16 protein-coding genes are annotated in these 15,275 nt (G+C 72.9%); 6 read left to right on the top strand and 10 right to left on the bottom strand.

All coding sequences use genetic code 11. The features are described 5' to 3' along the window. Positions 1-30 precede the first annotated feature (30 nt). Positions 31-897, top strand: coding sequence for an SMP-30/gluconolactonase/LRE family protein (locus ACCP09_RS23390; protein WP_433750183.1), 867 nt, complete (start codon positions 31-33; stop codon positions 895-897). Positions 898-1,159: 262 nt separating this feature from the next. On the opposite strand, the gene gudD is transcribed toward ACCP09_RS23390, so the two are convergent. Genes gudD through ACCP09_RS23370 form a run of 4 tightly spaced genes read right to left on the bottom strand, consistent with a single transcriptional unit; the run spans position 1,160 to position 6,320 of the window. Continuing rightward, positions 1,160-2,479, bottom strand: a complete 1,320-nt coding sequence (gene gudD / locus ACCP09_RS23385; protein WP_123685734.1) for a glucarate dehydratase — start codon at positions 2,477-2,479, stop codon at positions 1,160-1,162. A 12-nt stretch (positions 2,480-2,491) separates the two neighbouring features. Then, the gene (locus ACCP09_RS23380; RefSeq protein ID WP_433750179.1) at positions 2,492-4,063 is read right to left on the bottom strand and encodes an aldehyde dehydrogenase (NADP(+)); all 1,572 of its coding nucleotides are present in this window, start codon (positions 4,061-4,063) and stop codon (positions 2,492-2,494) included. After that, positions 4,063-4,992 carry a 5-dehydro-4-deoxyglucarate dehydratase gene (gene kdgD, locus ACCP09_RS23375; protein ID WP_027935328.1) on the bottom strand — a complete coding sequence of 310 codons (930 nt, stop codon included), beginning with the start codon at positions 4,990-4,992 and terminating at the stop codon, positions 4,063-4,065. The genes ACCP09_RS23380 and kdgD overlap by 1 nt, the downstream gene beginning before the upstream one ends. Next, positions 4,989-6,320: an MFS transporter gene (locus ACCP09_RS23370; protein ID WP_378336561.1), complete on the bottom strand. Its 1,332-nt coding sequence runs from the start codon at positions 6,318-6,320 to the stop codon at positions 4,989-4,991. Before ACCP09_RS23370 ends, kdgD begins: the two co-directional genes overlap by 4 nt. A gap of 102 nt (positions 6,321-6,422) precedes the next feature. On the opposite strand from ACCP09_RS23370, the gene ACCP09_RS23365 reads away from it, so the two are divergent. From ACCP09_RS23365 to ACCP09_RS23355, 3 genes are all read left to right on the top strand, one after another. Next, positions 6,423-7,316, top strand: coding sequence for a LysR family transcriptional regulator (locus ACCP09_RS23365; RefSeq protein ID WP_027935330.1), 894 nt, complete (start codon positions 6,423-6,425; stop codon positions 7,314-7,316). 100 nt (positions 7,317-7,416) lie between these two features. Further along, entirely contained in the window at positions 7,417-8,790 is a 1,374-nt protein-coding gene (locus ACCP09_RS23360) for an MFS transporter (RefSeq protein WP_378336560.1), read from the top strand. After that, the gene (locus ACCP09_RS23355; protein ID WP_433750173.1) at positions 8,787-9,914 is read left to right on the top strand and encodes an L-talarate/galactarate dehydratase; all 1,128 of its coding nucleotides are present in this window, start codon (positions 8,787-8,789) and stop codon (positions 9,912-9,914) included. The genes ACCP09_RS23360 and ACCP09_RS23355 overlap by 4 nt, the downstream gene beginning before the upstream one ends. Here ACCP09_RS23355 and ACCP09_RS23350 read toward each other — a convergent pair. From ACCP09_RS23350 to ACCP09_RS23340, 3 genes are read right to left on the bottom strand one after another with little or no spacing between them, the layout of a single operon-like run. Further along, complete coding sequence (locus ACCP09_RS23350; protein ID WP_433750170.1) at positions 9,911-10,408, bottom strand: DUF4232 domain-containing protein; 498 nt, start codon at positions 10,406-10,408, stop codon at positions 9,911-9,913. The two genes, ACCP09_RS23355 and ACCP09_RS23350, sit on opposite strands and share 4 nt — an antisense overlap. Positions 10,409-10,418: 10 nt before the next feature. Continuing rightward, positions 10,419-11,114, bottom strand: coding sequence for an SDR family oxidoreductase (locus ACCP09_RS23345; protein WP_433750167.1), 696 nt, complete (start codon positions 11,112-11,114; stop codon positions 10,419-10,421). A 5-nt stretch (positions 11,115-11,119) separates the two neighbouring features. After that, positions 11,120-12,328, bottom strand: a complete 1,209-nt coding sequence (locus ACCP09_RS23340) for a thiolase family protein (protein WP_433750164.1) — start codon at positions 12,326-12,328, stop codon at positions 11,120-11,122. A 113-nt stretch (positions 12,329-12,441) separates the two neighbouring features. On the opposite strand from ACCP09_RS23340, the gene ACCP09_RS23335 reads away from it, so the two are divergent. After that, positions 12,442-13,005: a TetR/AcrR family transcriptional regulator gene (locus ACCP09_RS23335; RefSeq protein WP_433750161.1), complete on the top strand. Its 564-nt coding sequence runs from the start codon at positions 12,442-12,444 to the stop codon at positions 13,003-13,005. A gap of 95 nt (positions 13,006-13,100) precedes the next feature. Next, positions 13,101-13,979 (top strand): universal stress protein, encoded by an 879-nt coding sequence (locus tag ACCP09_RS23330; protein ID WP_433750158.1) that lies wholly within the window; start codon positions 13,101-13,103, stop codon positions 13,977-13,979. 18 nt (positions 13,980-13,997) lie between these two features. Here the strand turns inward: ACCP09_RS23330 and ACCP09_RS23325 are convergent, their stop codons facing one another. Genes ACCP09_RS23325 through ACCP09_RS23315 form a run of 3 tightly spaced genes read right to left on the bottom strand, consistent with a single transcriptional unit; the run spans position 13,998 to position 15,265 of the window. After that, positions 13,998-14,420 (bottom strand): hypothetical protein, encoded by a 423-nt coding sequence (locus ACCP09_RS23325; protein ID WP_433750155.1) that lies wholly within the window; start codon positions 14,418-14,420, stop codon positions 13,998-14,000. A 48-nt stretch (positions 14,421-14,468) separates the two neighbouring features. After that, positions 14,469-14,882 (bottom strand): SRPBCC family protein, encoded by a 414-nt coding sequence (locus ACCP09_RS23320; RefSeq protein ID WP_027935339.1) that lies wholly within the window; start codon positions 14,880-14,882, stop codon positions 14,469-14,471. Then, positions 14,879-15,265 (bottom strand): YchJ family protein, encoded by a 387-nt coding sequence (locus ACCP09_RS23315; protein ID WP_433750152.1) that lies wholly within the window; start codon positions 15,263-15,265, stop codon positions 14,879-14,881. The genes ACCP09_RS23320 and ACCP09_RS23315 overlap by 4 nt, the downstream gene beginning before the upstream one ends. Between the last annotated feature and the right edge of the window lie 10 nt (positions 15,266-15,275).

Here is a 15,275-nt window from a genome sequence, read left to right as displayed (position 1 = left end):
GCTAGTGAAACCTACTGAAGTTGAGGTCTCATGATCGGTTCCGAGCGCAGCCCGGTCCTGTGTCCGGCGGAGAGCGTGACCACAGCGGCGAGCGAACTCGGCGAGTCGCCGCTGTGGGATCCGTCGGGTGTCCTGTACTGGGTCGACATCCCCGGTCTGCGGCTGCACAACGTCACGCCGTCCGGGTCGGGGGTGTCGGTCGGGCTGGACGTCCGGGCCAGCGCGGTCGAGCTCGGCCCCGGTGACGACCTGCTGGCGGTCACCGAACGCGGCCTGGCGTGGCTCGACCCGCGCTCGGGCCGGACGTCGCCGGTCGTCGAGCTGCCGCTGGAGCCGGGCGCGCGCATGAACGACGCCGCGATCGACCCGCGCGGCCGGTGCTGGGCGGGTTCGGCCACGCACGACCACCGGCGGATCGGCTCGCTGTTCTGCGTCGCGGGGCGCAGTGTGGCGGTCGCGGTGCGGGGGCTGGGGATGTCCAACGGCCTCGACTGGTCGCCGGACGGGCAGGTGCTGTACCACGTCGACACGGCGGCCGGGAACATCTCGGCGTGGCGTTATCGCCCGGCCACCGGCGAGGTGTCGGGCCGCCGGGTGCTGCGGCACGTGTCGTCGCGGGTGGGGCTGCCGGACGGGCTGACGGTCGACGCGGAAGGCGCGGTGTGGGTGGCGATCTGGGGCGCCGGCCAGGTGTGGCGGCTGGACCCGGTGTCCGGGGAGCGCCTGATGACGGTCGACGTGCCCGCGGCGTGCCCGACGAGCTGCGTGTTCGGCGGGCCGGACCTGGACGTGCTGTACGTGACGAGCGCCCGCCAGGACGGGGACGGCGGACTGCTGTACCGCGCGGAGGTGGGTGTGCGCGGCATCCCGCCGCGCCGGTTCGTGGAGGGTTTCTGACGGAGGCGCCGACGCGGAGACGACGGTCGAGACGGGGCCGTCGCCCCCGCACGAGCTGCTCCGGGCCGGCGGCGCGGACCGACCCGGAGCAGCCCCACGACGTGACACGCGTGGTGGAGCTGGGCGGTGGTCGGGCTGGGTCGCCTCGGGGCGGCCGGTGGGGTGCCGCCCGTGGTGGGGCCGGGCGTCCCGGTCCGGCCGAGGCGGCCCGTGGCGTCCAACCTGTGGTCGAGCCGGGTCGCCGGGAGGAAGCGGCGCAGAATCAGCGGTCCAGACAGGGCCGCTTCGGGTCGAAGGTCCAGCCCTCCACCAGGTACTGCATCGCCACGGCGTCGTCGCGGGTGCCCAGGCCGTGGCGGCGGTACAGCTCGTGCGCCTGCTCCACCTGGTCCCAGTCCAGCTCCACCCCGAGCCCCGGCCGCTGCGGCACCTCGATCTCGCCGTCCTTGATACGCAGCGGGTCCCTCGTCAGGCGCTGCCCGTCCTGCCAGATCCAGTGCGTGTCGATCGCCGTGATGTCGCCCGGCGCGGCCGCCGCCACGTGGGTGAACATCGCCAGGGACACGTCGAAGTGGTTGTTCGAGTGCGAGCCCCACGTCAGGCCCCACGCGTCGCACAGCTGCGCCACCCGCACCGAGCCCGCCATCGTCCAGAAGTGCGGGTCCGCCAGCGGGATGTCCACCGCGTCCGTCCGCACCGCGTGCCCCAGCTGCCGCCAGTCCGTGGCGATCATGTTCGTCGCGGTGCGCAGGCCAGTCGCGCGCCGGAACTCCGCCATCGTCTCCCGGCCCGAGTAGCCGCCCTCCGCGCCGCACGGGTCCTCGGCGTAGGACAGCACGTCCCGCAGCGACCGGCCGACCCGGATCGCATCCGCCAGCAGCCACCCGCCGTTCGGGTCCAGCGTGATCCGCGCCTCCGGGAACCGCGCCGCCAGCGCCCGCACCGCCTCGGCCTCCTCCTCGGCGGGCAGCACCCCGCCCTTGAGCTTGAAGTCCCGGAACCCGTACCGCGCCTGCGCCGCCTCCGCCAGCCGCACCACGGCCTCCGGCGTCAGCGCCTCCTCGTCCCGCACCCGGAACCACCCGTCACCCGAACCACCGCGGTACGGCAGGTCGGTGCGCGTCCGGTCGCCCACGTAGAACAGGTAACCCAGCACCGGCACCCGGTCCCGCTGCCGCCCCTCGCCCAGCAGGTCCGCCACCGGCACCTCCAGGTACTGCCCGAGCAGGTCCAGCAGCGCGGCCTCCAGCGCCGTCACCGCGTGGATCGTCACGCGCAGGTCGAACGTCTGCGCGCCGCGGCCGCCGGCGTCCCGGTCGGCGAACCGGCGCCGCACCTCGCCCAGCACCGCGTGGTGCCCGCTCACCGGCCTGCCGACGACCAGCGGCACGCAATCCTCCAAAGTGGACCGGATGCGCTCGCCGCCGGGCACCTCGCCGACCCCGGTGCGGCCCGCGGAATCGGTGAGCACCACCAGGTTCCGGGTGAAGAACGGCGCGTGCGCGCCGCTGAGGTTGAGCAGCATGCTGTCCTGGCCCGCGACGGGCACCACCCGCATCGCGGTCACCACGGGAACGGTCATCTCGAAGCCTTCCTAGTCGCGCGAGAGCTCGCCGTCGATCCTGCGCCACACGCCTTCCGGGTTGCCGTCCCGCAGCACCGGGGGCAGCAGCGCGGCCGGCACGTCCTGGTAGGCCACCGGGCGCAGGAACCGCTCGATCGCGAGCGAACCGACCGAGGTGGTGCGGGAGTCGGAGGTCGCCGGGAACGGCCCGCCGTGCACCATCGCGTGCCCGACCTCGACACCGGTGGGCCAGCCGTTGAACAGGATCCGCCCGGCCTTGCGCTCCAGCACCGGCAGCAGAGCAGCGGCCAGCGGCTCGTCGGACTCCACCGCGTGCACGGTCGCGGTCAGCTGCCCCGCCAGCGCCCGCACCACGCCGAGCAGCTCGGTCTGGTCGGCGCACCGCACCACCAGCGAGGTCGCGCCGAACACCTCCTCCTGCAGCTCGGCGGTGAACCGCGACCCGTCGACGGTCAGCAGCGCCGCGCCACCACAGGCGGCCGACGAACCCGCCTCGCCGCGCGCCAGCTCGACGACACCCGGCCGCCCGGCCAGCCGGTCCCGGGCGCCGGCGTAGGCACCGGCGATGCCGAGCGTCAGCATCGTCCCGCCCGCGTCGCCGCGCACGGCCTCGGCCGCCGCGGACACGAACTCGTCCAGCCCGGGCCCCTCGACCGCCAGCACCAGACCGGGATTGGTGCAGAACTGGCCCGCGCCCAGCGTCAGCGACCCGACGAACGCCGTGCCCAGCTCCGCGCCCCGCGCGGCCAGCGCACCCGGCAGCAGCACCACCGGGTTCACGCTGCTCATCTCGGCGTACACCGGGATCGGCTGCGGCCGGGAAGCCGCCGCGGAAACCAGCGCCAGCCCCGCGCCCCGCGAGCCGGTGAACCCGACCGCCTGGATCCGCGGATCGGTCACCAGCATCGTGCCCAGCTCCGGCCCGTCGCCGACGAGCAGCGAGAACACGCCCTCCGGCAGCCCGCACGCCACCACCGCCGCCCGCACCGCGGACGCGACCAGCTCGGACGTGCCCAGGTGCGCGTCGTGCGCCTTGACCACCACCGGGCAGCCCGCGGCGAGCGCGGAGGCCGTGTCGCCACCGGCGACGGAGAACGCCAGCGGGAAGTTGCTCGCGCCGAACACCGCGACCGGCCCGAGCGGCACCCGCCGCTGCCGGATGTCCGCGCGCGGCAGGGGAGCGCGGCCCGGCTGGGCCGGGTCGATGCGCGCGCCGTGCCAGCTGCCCTCGCGCAGCGTCGCGGCGAACAGCCGCAGCTGGCCGGTGGTGCGGGCGACCTCGCCGGTCAGCCGCGCCTGCGGCAGACCCGTCTCCAGCACCGCCCGCTCCACGATCGGCCCGGCCAGCGCGGTGATCTCGTCCGCGATCCGTTCCAGGAACGCCGCCCGCGTCGCCGAGTCCGTGGCGCGGTAGACGTCGAACGCCTCCTCGGCCAGTGCCGCTGCCCGCGAGACCTCCGCCGTGCCGCCGTAGCGGTAACCGGGCGTCAGCTCCTCGCCGGTGCGCGGGTCGCGGGAAAACACCTCCTTGCCGGAGCCGGTCACCCGTGCCGCGCCGATGAACATCTCGCCGGTCAGCATCAGGCCACCGCCCCCATTGGCTCGACCAGCGCGATCAGCGTGGTCAGCGCGGCCAGCTCGTCCGGCGTGAGGTCGGTCAGCGGCGGGCGGACCGGCCCGGCCGGGTGGCCGGTGGCGGTCATGCCGGCCTTGACGATGCTCACCGCGTACCCGGCCTTCCGGTTGCGGATCTCCACATACGGGAGCACGAACTCCTTCAGCATGCGCCGCACCTCGTCGCGCCGCTCGGCGCGCACCGCGGCGTAGAAGGCGAGCGCGAACTCGGGCACGAAGTTGAAGATCGCCGACGAGTAGGTCGTGACCCCCAGCTCCAGGTAGGGCAGCGCGAACGTCTCGGCGGTGGGCAGCCCGCCGATGTAGGTGAGCCGGTCGCCGAGCCGCGCGTGGATCTTCGTGATGGCCTCGACGTCGCCGACGCCGTCCTTGTAGCCGACCAGGTTCGGGCAGCTCTCCGCCAGGCCGGCCACGGTCTCCGCGGTGTACTTCGCGTTGGCCCGGCTGTAGACGATCACGCCGAGCGAGGTGGCCGCGCAGACCGCGCGCACATGCGCGGCGAGGCCGTCCTGGGGCGCCTCGGTCAGGTAGGGCGGGAACAGCAGGACGCCGTCCGCGCCGGCCCGCTCGGCGGCACGGGCGAACTCGACAGCCGCCGCGGTGCTCTGCCCGGCCGGGGCGACGATCGGCGTGCCCTCCGGGGCGCTCGCCACCGCGGCCCGCACCACACGGTCCACTTCGGACGGGGTGAGCGAGAAGAACTCCCCGGTCCCGCCCGCCGCGAACAGTCCGGCCACCTCGTACTTGCCCAGCCGGGCGATGTTGTCGCGGTAGGCGGGCTCGTCGAAGTTCAGCTCGCGGTCGAAGTGCGTGACCGGGAACGACAGCAGGCCGGAGCCCAGCCGCCGGGCCAGCTCGGTCGGGGTGAACGTCATGACTTGTCTCCAACGGTGTCTCGGAGGGTTACCGGGGGCGCCACGACCCGGTCGCGGCGCAGGAACAGCACGAGGACGGCGGCGGCCAGGCACGCGGCGGCCAGGGCGTACAGGCCCCAGGTCACCTCGCCGGTCGCCTCCTTGATCAGGCCGAAGCCGTAGGGCGCGACGAACCCGCCGAGGTTGCCGAGCGAGTTGATGATCGCCACCGCGGATGCCAGTGCCAGCGGGTGCACGCTGCCCTGCGGGATCGTCCAGAACAGCGGGCTGGCGCTCTTGAAGCCCATCGCCGCGACACACAGGAACACCAGCGCGAGCACCGGCGAGACGACCGCCGCGAGGTAGGTGCCCGCCGCGGCGACGACGAGCGCGCCGACCAGCAGCGGCTTGCTGCGGCCCAGCCGGTCCGAGGCGCGCCCGGTCACGTACATCGCGACCACCGCGCAGATCCACGGCAGCGACGACAGCAGTCCGACGGTGATGTCGTTCGTGCCCTCGATGCGGCGGACGATGTTCGGCAGCCAGAACGTGTTCGCGTAGATGGACAGCTGGATCGCGAAGTAGATCACGCAAAAGACCAGGATCTGCGGCTGCACCAGCAGGCGCCAGCGCGACACCCGGCCGGTGGCGGTGGACCGGCGCGCCTCGTCCTCCCGCTCGATGGCCGCGGCCAGCGCGTGCTGCTCCGGCCCGGTCAGCCACTTCGCGTCGGTGATCCGGCTGTCCAGCCGCGTGTAGGCGATCAGGCCGACCACGACCGACAGCAGGCCCTCCAGCCCGAACAGCCACTGCCACCCGGCCGCGCCGAGAAAGCCGTGCAGCGACAGCAGCGGCCCGGACAGCGGACCGGACAACGCGGCGGCGATCGACGAGCCCGCCACGAACAACGCGGTCGCCCGGCCGCGGTGCGACGAGGGCAGCCAGCGTGAGAAGAAGTAGATGATCGCGGGGAAGAACCCGGCTTCGGCGGCGCCGAGCAGGAAACGCAGCACGTAGAACGACGTCGGCCCCTGGACGAACGCCATCGCGGCGGACACCAGGCCCCAGCTGACCATGATCCGGGTCAGCCAGATCTTCGGCCCGTAGCGTTCCATCAGCATGTTGCTGGGCAGTTCGAAGATCGCGTAGGCGATGAAGAACAGGCCGGCGCCGAGGCCGTAGGCGGCCGCACCGATGCCGACGTCGGCTTCGAGGTGCTCCTGGGCGTAGCCGATGTTCGAACGGTTGAGCTGGTTGCAGATCAGCATCACGACGAACAGCGGGACCACGCGGCGGAAGACCTTGCCGACCGCGGTGTCCAGCGGACCGCCGGCGGGGAGGGAGGACATCGGTGACCTCTCAGGGAACGGGGGTGTTCGGCTCCCCGACGGTAGGTGCCCGGAGCGATACCAGTCCAACACCATTCTTGCATCCGGTGATACCTTTTCGACATGGAGTTCTCGTTCGGCCAGCTCGAGGGCTTCGTCGCCGTCGCCGAGGAGCGTCATTTCGGCCGCGCCGCCGAGCGCCTCTCGATGACCCAGCCCCCGCTGAGCCGCCAGATCCAGAAGCTGGAGCGGTCGGTCGGCGCGCAGCTGCTGGACCGGGACAGCCGCGGCGTGCGGCTCACTGCGGCGGGGGAGGCGTTCCTGGTCGACGCGCGGCGGCTGCTCGCGCTCGCCGGGCGCGCCCCGGACTTGGCGCGGCGCATCGCCGCGGGGCAGGCGGGCTCGATCCGCATCGGCTTCACGGGGGCGTCGGCCTTCGGCGTGCTCGGCCGGGTGCTCAACACGATCGGCGGGCAGCTGCCGGACCTGCGGGTGGAACTGTCCGAAATGGTCACCGGGGAACAGGTCGCCGCGCTGGCCAACGGCGAGATCGACCTCGGGCTGGCGCGCCCGCCGTTCGACACCGCCACCTTCGCCTCGCGACCGGTGCACCGCGAACGGCTCGTGCTGTGCGTGCCGTCCGGGCACCGGCTGGCGGGCGCGGGGCCGGTCCCCGCGGCCGAGCTCGCCAGCGAGCCGCTGATCATGCACTCGCCGGTCAAGGCGCGCTACTTCTACGACCTCGTCGTCGGTCTCGTGCCGATCGCGCACCGCAACGTGGTCCACGCGGTCAGCCAGATCCAGACGATGATCTGGCTGGTCGCCGCGGGGCGGGGCATCGCGTTCGTGCCCGAGTCGGCGACCCGGATGCGGATCGACGGCGTGGCCTGGGCCGAGATCGACGGGCTGCCGGACCGGCCGGTCGAGCTGCACCTGCTGTGGGCACGCGAGTCGGCGAACCCGGCACTGTCCACTGTGCTCACCGCGCTCGAACCGCTCACGGCGGAGCTCGCCTGACCCGATGCCCTCCGGGTATCGCGCCATGTCCAAACAGTCTTGGACGGGCATCGGCGAGTCGTCCTAACCTCCTGACACGCTCCAACGCAGGAGGACGACGATGTCGGAAACCGAGACGGCGCCGGCGGTGGCGAGCACCGCGACCGGACGCCGCCGCATTCCCACCAGGTACCTGGTTCTCAGCCTGATCTTCATCATCACCGCGATCAACTACGCCGACCGCAGCAGCCTGTCGATCACCGGCAGCAGCATTTCGGCCGAGCTCGGCTTCAGCACGGTCCAGCTCGGCTACATCTTCTCCGCGTTCAGCTGGGCTTACGTGCTCGGCCAGCTGCCCGGCGGCGTGCTGCTGGACCGCTTCGGCGCCCGCCGCATCTACGCGCTCAGCCTCGCGCTGTGGACGGTCGTGACCGCCGCGATCAGCCTGGTCGGCCTGATCACCACGCCGGTGCTGGTCGCGGTCACCATCGTGTTCGCGCTCCGGCTGCTGCTGGGCGTGTTCGAATCGCCGGCGTTCCCGGCGAACGCGCGCGTGGCGACCACCTGGTTCCCGACGGCCGAACGCGGACGGGCCACCGCGGTGTTCAACTCGGCGCAGTACTTCGCGACCGCGTTGTTCGCCCCGGTCATGGGGTGGATCACGCACGAGTTCGGCTGGCGCTGGGTGTTCGTCATGCTCGGCGTGCTCGGGCTGACGCTCGCCGTGGTGTGGTCGCGCTGGATGGACTCGCCGCGCCACCACCGCCGCGTGACCCCGGCCGAGCTGGACACCATGACCACCGGCGGCGCGCTGGTCGACCTCGACGAAGCCCGCACCCGGGCCGAACAACGCGCCCCGCTGGACCGGCGCACGATCGCGAAGATCTTCTCGACGCGGCCGCTGTGGGGCGTCTACATCTCGCAGTACGCGGTCAACGCGCTCACCTACTTCTTCATCACGTGGTTCCCGGTCTACCTGGTCGAGGGGCGCGGGTTGTCGTTGCTGGAGGTGGGGTTCGTGGCCGCGCTGCCCGCGCTGTGCGGGTTCGCCGGCGGCCTGGCGGGCGGATTCGTCTCGGATGCCCTGCTGCGCCGCGGGGCCTCGCTCACCGCGGCGCGCAAGATCCCGTCCGTGACCGGGATGGCGCTGGCCACCAGCATCGCGCTGTGCAGCCTGACCGACAGCAGCGCGCTGATCGTCGCGATCATGACGCTGGCGTTCTTCGGCAAGGGCCTCGGCGCCCTCGGGTGGGCGATCACCACCGACATCGCGCCGCCGCAGGCAACCAGCTTCGTCGGGTCCACGATGAACGCCTTCGGCAACGCGGCGGGCATCGTCACGCCCATCGTCATCGGCTACACCGTGCAGGCGACCGGTTCCTTCGACACCGCACTGTGGTTCGTCGCCGCGCACGGTGTCCTCGCCCTCATCGGGTTCGCCGTGATGGGCAAGATCAAGCGCATCGAGTTCGACACCAGGGAGAAGACCGCATGAGCGCCACCCTCGACCGCATCAGCCGGGTTCGGATCTCGTCCGTGACGTTGCCGCTGGCGACCCCGATCAGCGACGCGAAGGTCCTCACCGGGCGGCAGAAGCCGATGACCGAGGTGGCGATGCTGTTCGCCGAGATCACCACCGAGAACGGTCTGGAGGGCGTCGGGTTCGGCTACTCGAAGCGGGCGGGCGGCCCCGGCCAGTTCGCGCACGCCCGTGAGATCGCGCCGGTGTTGCTCGGCGAGGATCCCAGTGACATCGCCAAGATCTGGGACAAGCTGGTGTGGGCGGGCGCGTCGGTCGGCCGCAGCGGCCTGTCCGTGCAGGCGATCGCGGCGTTCGACGTCGCGCTGTGGGACCTCAAGGCCAAGCGGGCCGGGCTGCCGCTGGCGAAACTGCTCGGCGCGCACCGGGATTCGGTGCGGTGTTACAACACCTCCGGCGGGTTCCTGCACGCGCCGATCGAGGAGGTCGTCGAGCGCGCCGCCGAGTCGGTCGAGCGGGGCATCGGCGGCATCAAGATCAAGGTGGGCCACCCGTCGCACGAGGTCGACCTGGCCAGGGTGACGGCGGTCCGGGAAAAGATCGGCGACGTCCCGCTGATGGTCGACGCCAACCAGCAGTGGGACCGCGCGGCGGCGCGGCGCATGTGCCGCGCGCTGGAGCCGCTGGACCTGGTGTGGATCGAGGAGCCGCTGGACGCCTACGACTTCGAGGGGCACGCGCAGCTGTCGGCGGCGTTCGACACGCCGATCGCGACCGGCGAGATGCTCGCGAGCGCGGGGGAGCACGCCGAGCTGATCCGGGCCCGCGGCGCGGACATCGTGCAGCCCGATGCGCCGCGCGTCGGCGGCATCACCCAGTTCCTCAAGGTCATGGCGCTGGCCGACCACGCGCACCTCGGGCTCGCGCCGCACTTCGCGATGGAGGTCCACATCCACCTGGCGGCCGCCTACCCGCGCGAGCCGTGGGTCGAGCACTTCGAATGGCTGGACCCGCTGTTCGACGAGCACCTGGAGATCTCGGGCGGGCGCATGCACCTCTCCGGCCGGCCCGGACTGGGTGTGACGATCAGCGAGCAGGCCCGCGCGTGGACGGTGGCCCACGACGACGTGAGGATCTAGCGCGCCAGCTCCGTCGCCCACGCGGTCACCGTGATTTCGCCCGTCGTGCCCAGGTCCGTTTCCACCGGCAGCTGTCGCGGCGCTTCGCCGGGCTTCGACGCGACAGCGAGCGCCGAGCCGGTCACGATCTCGCCGTCGGTCACCGTGTTCGCCCAGGACACCACCGTCACCAGCGACTTCCCGGGCGCCAGCGCGAACGTTCCCGGCCCGGGGTCGATCGCCATGTAGGACGAGCCCCGCTCCACCCGGACGTCCAGCACCTCGCCCTCCGGACCGAGGACCTGGACGTCCGGGTACCCGGACACGGCACGCGCCGCCGTGCCGCAGTTCGTCAGTGTCAGCACGAAGGCCCGGTGCCCCAGCGCCGGCTCCACCGGGCCGCTCTCGTAGCGGGCGCAGTCCGCAGGCGGCGCGGGCGGTGGCGGCGGCGCCGGCGACGAGCACGCCGCCACCGAGAACAGCAGAACGGGCAACACGAACCCGAATCCCCCCATGCGGGGCAGGTTACCGCTCGAACGCGGCGACCGGTCCGGCGAGCCCCGCCTTGACGCCGCGGCTCAGCTCGTCGCCCAGCACCTCCTCCTGGCCTTTCTCCACGGCGTCCAGCACCTGCCGCGCGAGGTCCTCCGGCGCCACCTTCGGGCCCTCGACGTGCGCGGCCATGTCGGTGTCCATGTACCCGACGTGCACCCCGACCACGAGCGTGCCCTGCCCGCGCAGTTCCCAGCGAGCGGAGTTGGTGAACGACCACGCCGCCGCCTTCGCCGCGCTGTAATCGGCCGTCACCGGCGGCGCCAGCCACGACAGCACCGACAGCACGTTGACCAGCGCGCCCCCGCCGTTGCGGCCGAGGATCGGCGCGAACGCACGCGAGACGTTGACCGGTCCGAAGAAGTTGGTCTCCAGCACCTTCCGGGCCGCGTCCAGGTCCGGCGCGGTCAGCAGCGAGCCGTTGCTGCCCACCCCCGCGTTGTTGACCACCAGCGTGGCGTCGGCCGCCAGCTCCGCCGCCGCCGCGACCGACGCGGGGTCGGTGACGTCGAGCCGGACCGGCGTCAGCCGCGGATCGGTGATGCTCTCCGGGTTGCGGGCCGCCGCGTAGACGGTCTTCGCGCCGCGGTCGAGGAGAGCGGTGGAGAGCACGCGGCCGAGACCGCGGTTGGCGCCCGTCACGAGCGCGATCGAACCGGCGATTTCCACTGTCCTCAAATCCTTTCGATGATGGTCGCGTTGGCCGTGCCGCCGGCCTCGCACATGGTTTGCAGGCCGAACCGGCCGCCGGTGCGCTCCAGCACCCCGAGCAGGGTGGTGGCCAGCCGCGCGCCGCTCGCGCCCAGCGGGTGCCCGATCGCGATCGCGCCGCCGTCGACGTTGACCTTCGCCGGATCCGCGCCGGTCTCGGCGAGCCAGGCGAGCACGACCGAGGAGAACGCCTCGTTGACTTCGAACGCGTCCATGTCCGAAATGGACAGGCCGGCGCGGGCGAGTACCTTCGCGGTGGCGGGGATGATCCCGGTCAGCATGTAGACCGGGTCGTCGCCGGTGACCGTCGCGGTGTGGATCCGCGCCCGCGGCCGCCACCCGCGCTGACGCGCGATCTCGCTGGTGGTGAGCACGAGCGCGGCCGCGCCGTCGTTGACCGGGCTGGAGTTGCCCGCGGTCACCTTCCAGTCGATCTCGCCGAACCGCGCGGTCCAGTGCTCGTGCGCGAACGCCGGGCGCAACCCGGCCAACACCTCCAGGCTGGTTCCGGGCCGGATCGTCTCGTCGACGTCCAGCTGCGTGACCGTGCCGTCGGCGGCGGTGACCTTCAACGGCGCGACCTGACCGGCGAAGTGGCCGTCACGCCACGCCGCAGCCGCCCGCTGATGGCTGGTCACCGCGAACTCGTCCAGCTGCGTGCGGGACAGGCCCCACTTGCGGGCGATCAGTTCGGCCGCCACGCCCTGCGGGATGAGCCCGCCGGGGTAGCGCTTCTCGACCGAGGGGCCCCACACGTCGGCGCGCACACCGTCGACGTTGGCCGAGCTGCCGATCGGCACGTGGCTCATCGACTCGACACCGGAGGCGACGACGATGTCGTAGGCGCCCGCGACGATCCCCTGGGCGGCGAAGCTGAGCGCCTGCTGGCTGCTGCCGCACTGGCGGTCGACGGTGACGCCGGCGACCGAATCGGGGAAGCCCGCGGCCAGCGCCGCGAACCGGGTGGTGTTCCCGCTCTGCTCGCCGACCTGCCCGACGGCGCCGCCGATCACGTCGTCGATCTCGGACGGGTCGAGACCGGGCACGCGTTCCACCGCGCTCCGCAGCACGTGGGCGTGCAGCTCGACGGGGTGCACCGCGGCATAGGCGCCGGTCGGCTTGCCCTTGGCGACGGGGGTGCGGACGGCCTCAACGATGACGGCGTCCCTCATGGTGTGCTCCCTTCTGCGGACCGATCGGTCCCGGACCGGTCGGTCCGAGCATGCGCCGCTGATCGCAGGCCTGTCAACGGCGCGCGGACCGATCGGTCCGTTATCCTCGACACATGGCACGCACGGCAGCACCGGGAACTCGCGAGCGGATCCTCGACGTGGCGACCGCGCTCTTCTACACCGAGGGGGTCCGCGCGGTCGGGATGAGCCGGATCATCGGCGAGGTCGGCTGCGGGAAGAACCTGCTCTACGCGCACTTCCCCAGCAAGACCGACCTGGTGGCGGCCTACCTCGACCGGTTCCGCGAGTGGCGCGACCGCGCCGAAACCGCGGCGCTGCGCGAGGCGGGCAACGACCCGGCTGACCGGCTGGTTGCGCTGGTCGAGGAGATCGCCGGGCGGCTGCGGCGCCCGGACTTCCGCGGCTGCCCGTTCCGCAACCTGCTCACCGAGTTCCCTGGCGGTAACGAACAGCCGGAGCGGATGGCGCGGGAGTACCTGGAGCAGACGCGCGAGCTCGTCGGCCGTCTGGCGCGGGAGACCGGCGCGGCCGATCCGGAGGGCCTGGCGGACCGGGTGTGGCTGATCATCGACGGGCTGTACGCGAGCGGGTTCCGGGAGCGGGCCGCGGACATCGCGCCGGAGATGGTGCGGGAGGCCATCGCCGCGGCCCGGTGAGGGCCCGAAGTCCCCGCCGCGGGTGACCATGGTCAGCTGCGACGGCGGGTGCGCTCGCCTAGCGTGGGTTCCGGACCGACCGGGTGGAGGAACTGATGGACAGCAACGCGATCGTCGTCGGCGTGGACGGTTCCGACGAGGCGGACCGGGCGCTGCGCTGGGCGGCGGGCACGGCCGCGCGGCGCCACGAGCCACTGCACATCGTGCACGGGTTCGCCCCGATGGCCGGCTTCTACGGCGCCGGGCTGCCGGTGCTGCGCGAGGCCTACGAAGCGTTCGTGACGGCGGCCGACGACCTGCTCGCCGCCGCGGAGCGCACCGCGCGGGAGGCCGGCGGGCCCGAGCTGACGATCACCGCCGGGAAGCTGCACGAAGCCGGTCCGGTCGCGTTGATCGAGGCCTCGCGCACGGCCCGCACGGTGGTGCTGGGCTGTTCCGGCACCGGTGGCTTCACCGGGATGATGGTCGGCTCGACGACCGTCGAGGTCGCCGCGCACGCCCGCTGCCCGGTGGTCGTGGTCCGCGGCCGGGACGAGGCGACGGGCCCCGTGGTGGCCGGCGTCGACGGCAGCGCCACCAGCGAGCGCGCGCTCGGGACAGCGTTCGAGGAGGCGTCCTGGCGGGGCGTGCCGCTGGTCGCGGTGCACGTCTGGGCCGACGCGGACATCGCGGGACCTCCGGGCACGGTGCCGTTCCTGGTCGACTGGTCCGAGATCGAGCAGGACGCGCAGCGGCTGCTGGCCGAGCAGCTGGCGGGGTGGCAGGAGAAGTACCCGGACGTCGTCGTGGAGCGGGTCGTCGCGCGGGACCGGCCGCGGCACCAGCTGCTGAGCTGGAGCACCCGGGCGCAGCTGGTCGTGGTCGGCAGCCGCGGCCGGGGCGGGTTTCGCGGCCTGCTGCTGGGCTCGACGAGCCAGGCGCTCATCCACCACGCGCAGTGCCCGGTGATGATCGTGCGCCCGGTAGCCGTATAACGACTTATATCCGGCCGCTCAGGAGCGGGTCGTCCGGACCGTGGAGGTCGGGCCGACCGTGATCACCGGCCCGGTCCACTCCGTGGACGCTGTGTAGGTGCTCAGCGGCGGACGGGGGTGCGGTTCCATCGCCCGCTGCCGCGCCACCTCGTCGCTGTCGGTTTCGCGGGTGGCTGCCGTCGAGTGCGTGCGGCTCGTCGTGGTGCGGGTGCGCGTGGTGCTCACGGTGCTCACCTCGGACGGCGCCGGGGTGACCTCGACGACGGGCGCGACGACGGTGGCCGGCGGCGGTGGGGCGGCGCTCGTCGCGGCCGGGCGCGCCTCGACGGGTGCGGGTGGCGCGGGAGCCGGGGACGCGAGCGAAACCGTCACGATCCCGGCGGCGCCGGTCGCGAGCGTGAGGACGGCGAGCGCCGGGCGCGGCCAGGATCTGGGGGACATCGAACCTCTTCCGGGTGATCGGCAGGAAACGTATCACCCGGACGGGGTTCAGCCCGCCGACACCAGGTCCGCCAGCCGGTCCAGCGACTCGTCCAGCCGCCGCTCGACGTCGTCGGCGGCGCTGCCGCCGTGGGCGGCCGGCTGGTCGCCGTGGAAGGACAGGTGCAGCGTGGCGTAACTGGAGCCGCCCTCGGCCGAGGACACCTGCAGCCAGCCGCTGTAGTCGGCGCTGCCGCGGCGGCCCCACTCCAGCCGCAGTTGCTCGCGGCGCGCGCCCAGCACGCCGGGCGCCTCGTACTCGCCTGCCGGGTCGTGCACGTCGACGTCCACGCCCTCGGGTTCGGCCGGGTGGACGGTGATCACGCCGGGCAGCCACTCGTCGAGCCGGTTCACGTCGGCGGCCACGGTGAACACCCGCTCCGCCGGGGCCGGCATGGCGCGTTCGCGTTCGAACTCGGTCATGCCCGGCGGGCTACCCGCCGGGGCCGGGTGTACACCCAGCGGCCGTCCACCCGGGTGAACTCGCTGTCCTCGTGCAGCGAGCCGGGCCCGTCCGGGGTGCGGTAGTGGGCGCGGAACTCGACGGTGCCGTCCGTGTGGAAGGGGCTGCCGCCGGTGGTGGCCAGCACCTCAAGCCGCGTCCAGCGCTGGTCCGGGTCGAGCCGGATCGTGGCCGGGCGGGTGTCCGGGTGCCAGCTGGTGAGCAGGTAGTCGACGTCCCCGACGGCGAACGCGCTGAACCGCGAGCGCATCAGCCGTTCGGCGGTCGGCGCCGCGGACTCGCCGCGGTGCAGCGGCGCGCAGCAGTTGTCGTACGTCTCACCCGACCCGCAGGGACACCTCATGCCCCCGATT

This window comes from Amycolatopsis sp. 3B14 (genome assembly GCF_050958625.1).
Lineage (GTDB): Bacteria > Actinomycetota > Actinomycetes > Mycobacteriales > Pseudonocardiaceae > Amycolatopsis_E > Amycolatopsis_E thermoflava.
The sequence above is the reverse complement of the archived record's forward strand: the minus strand, read 5'-3'. Positions and strand labels throughout refer to the sequence as shown.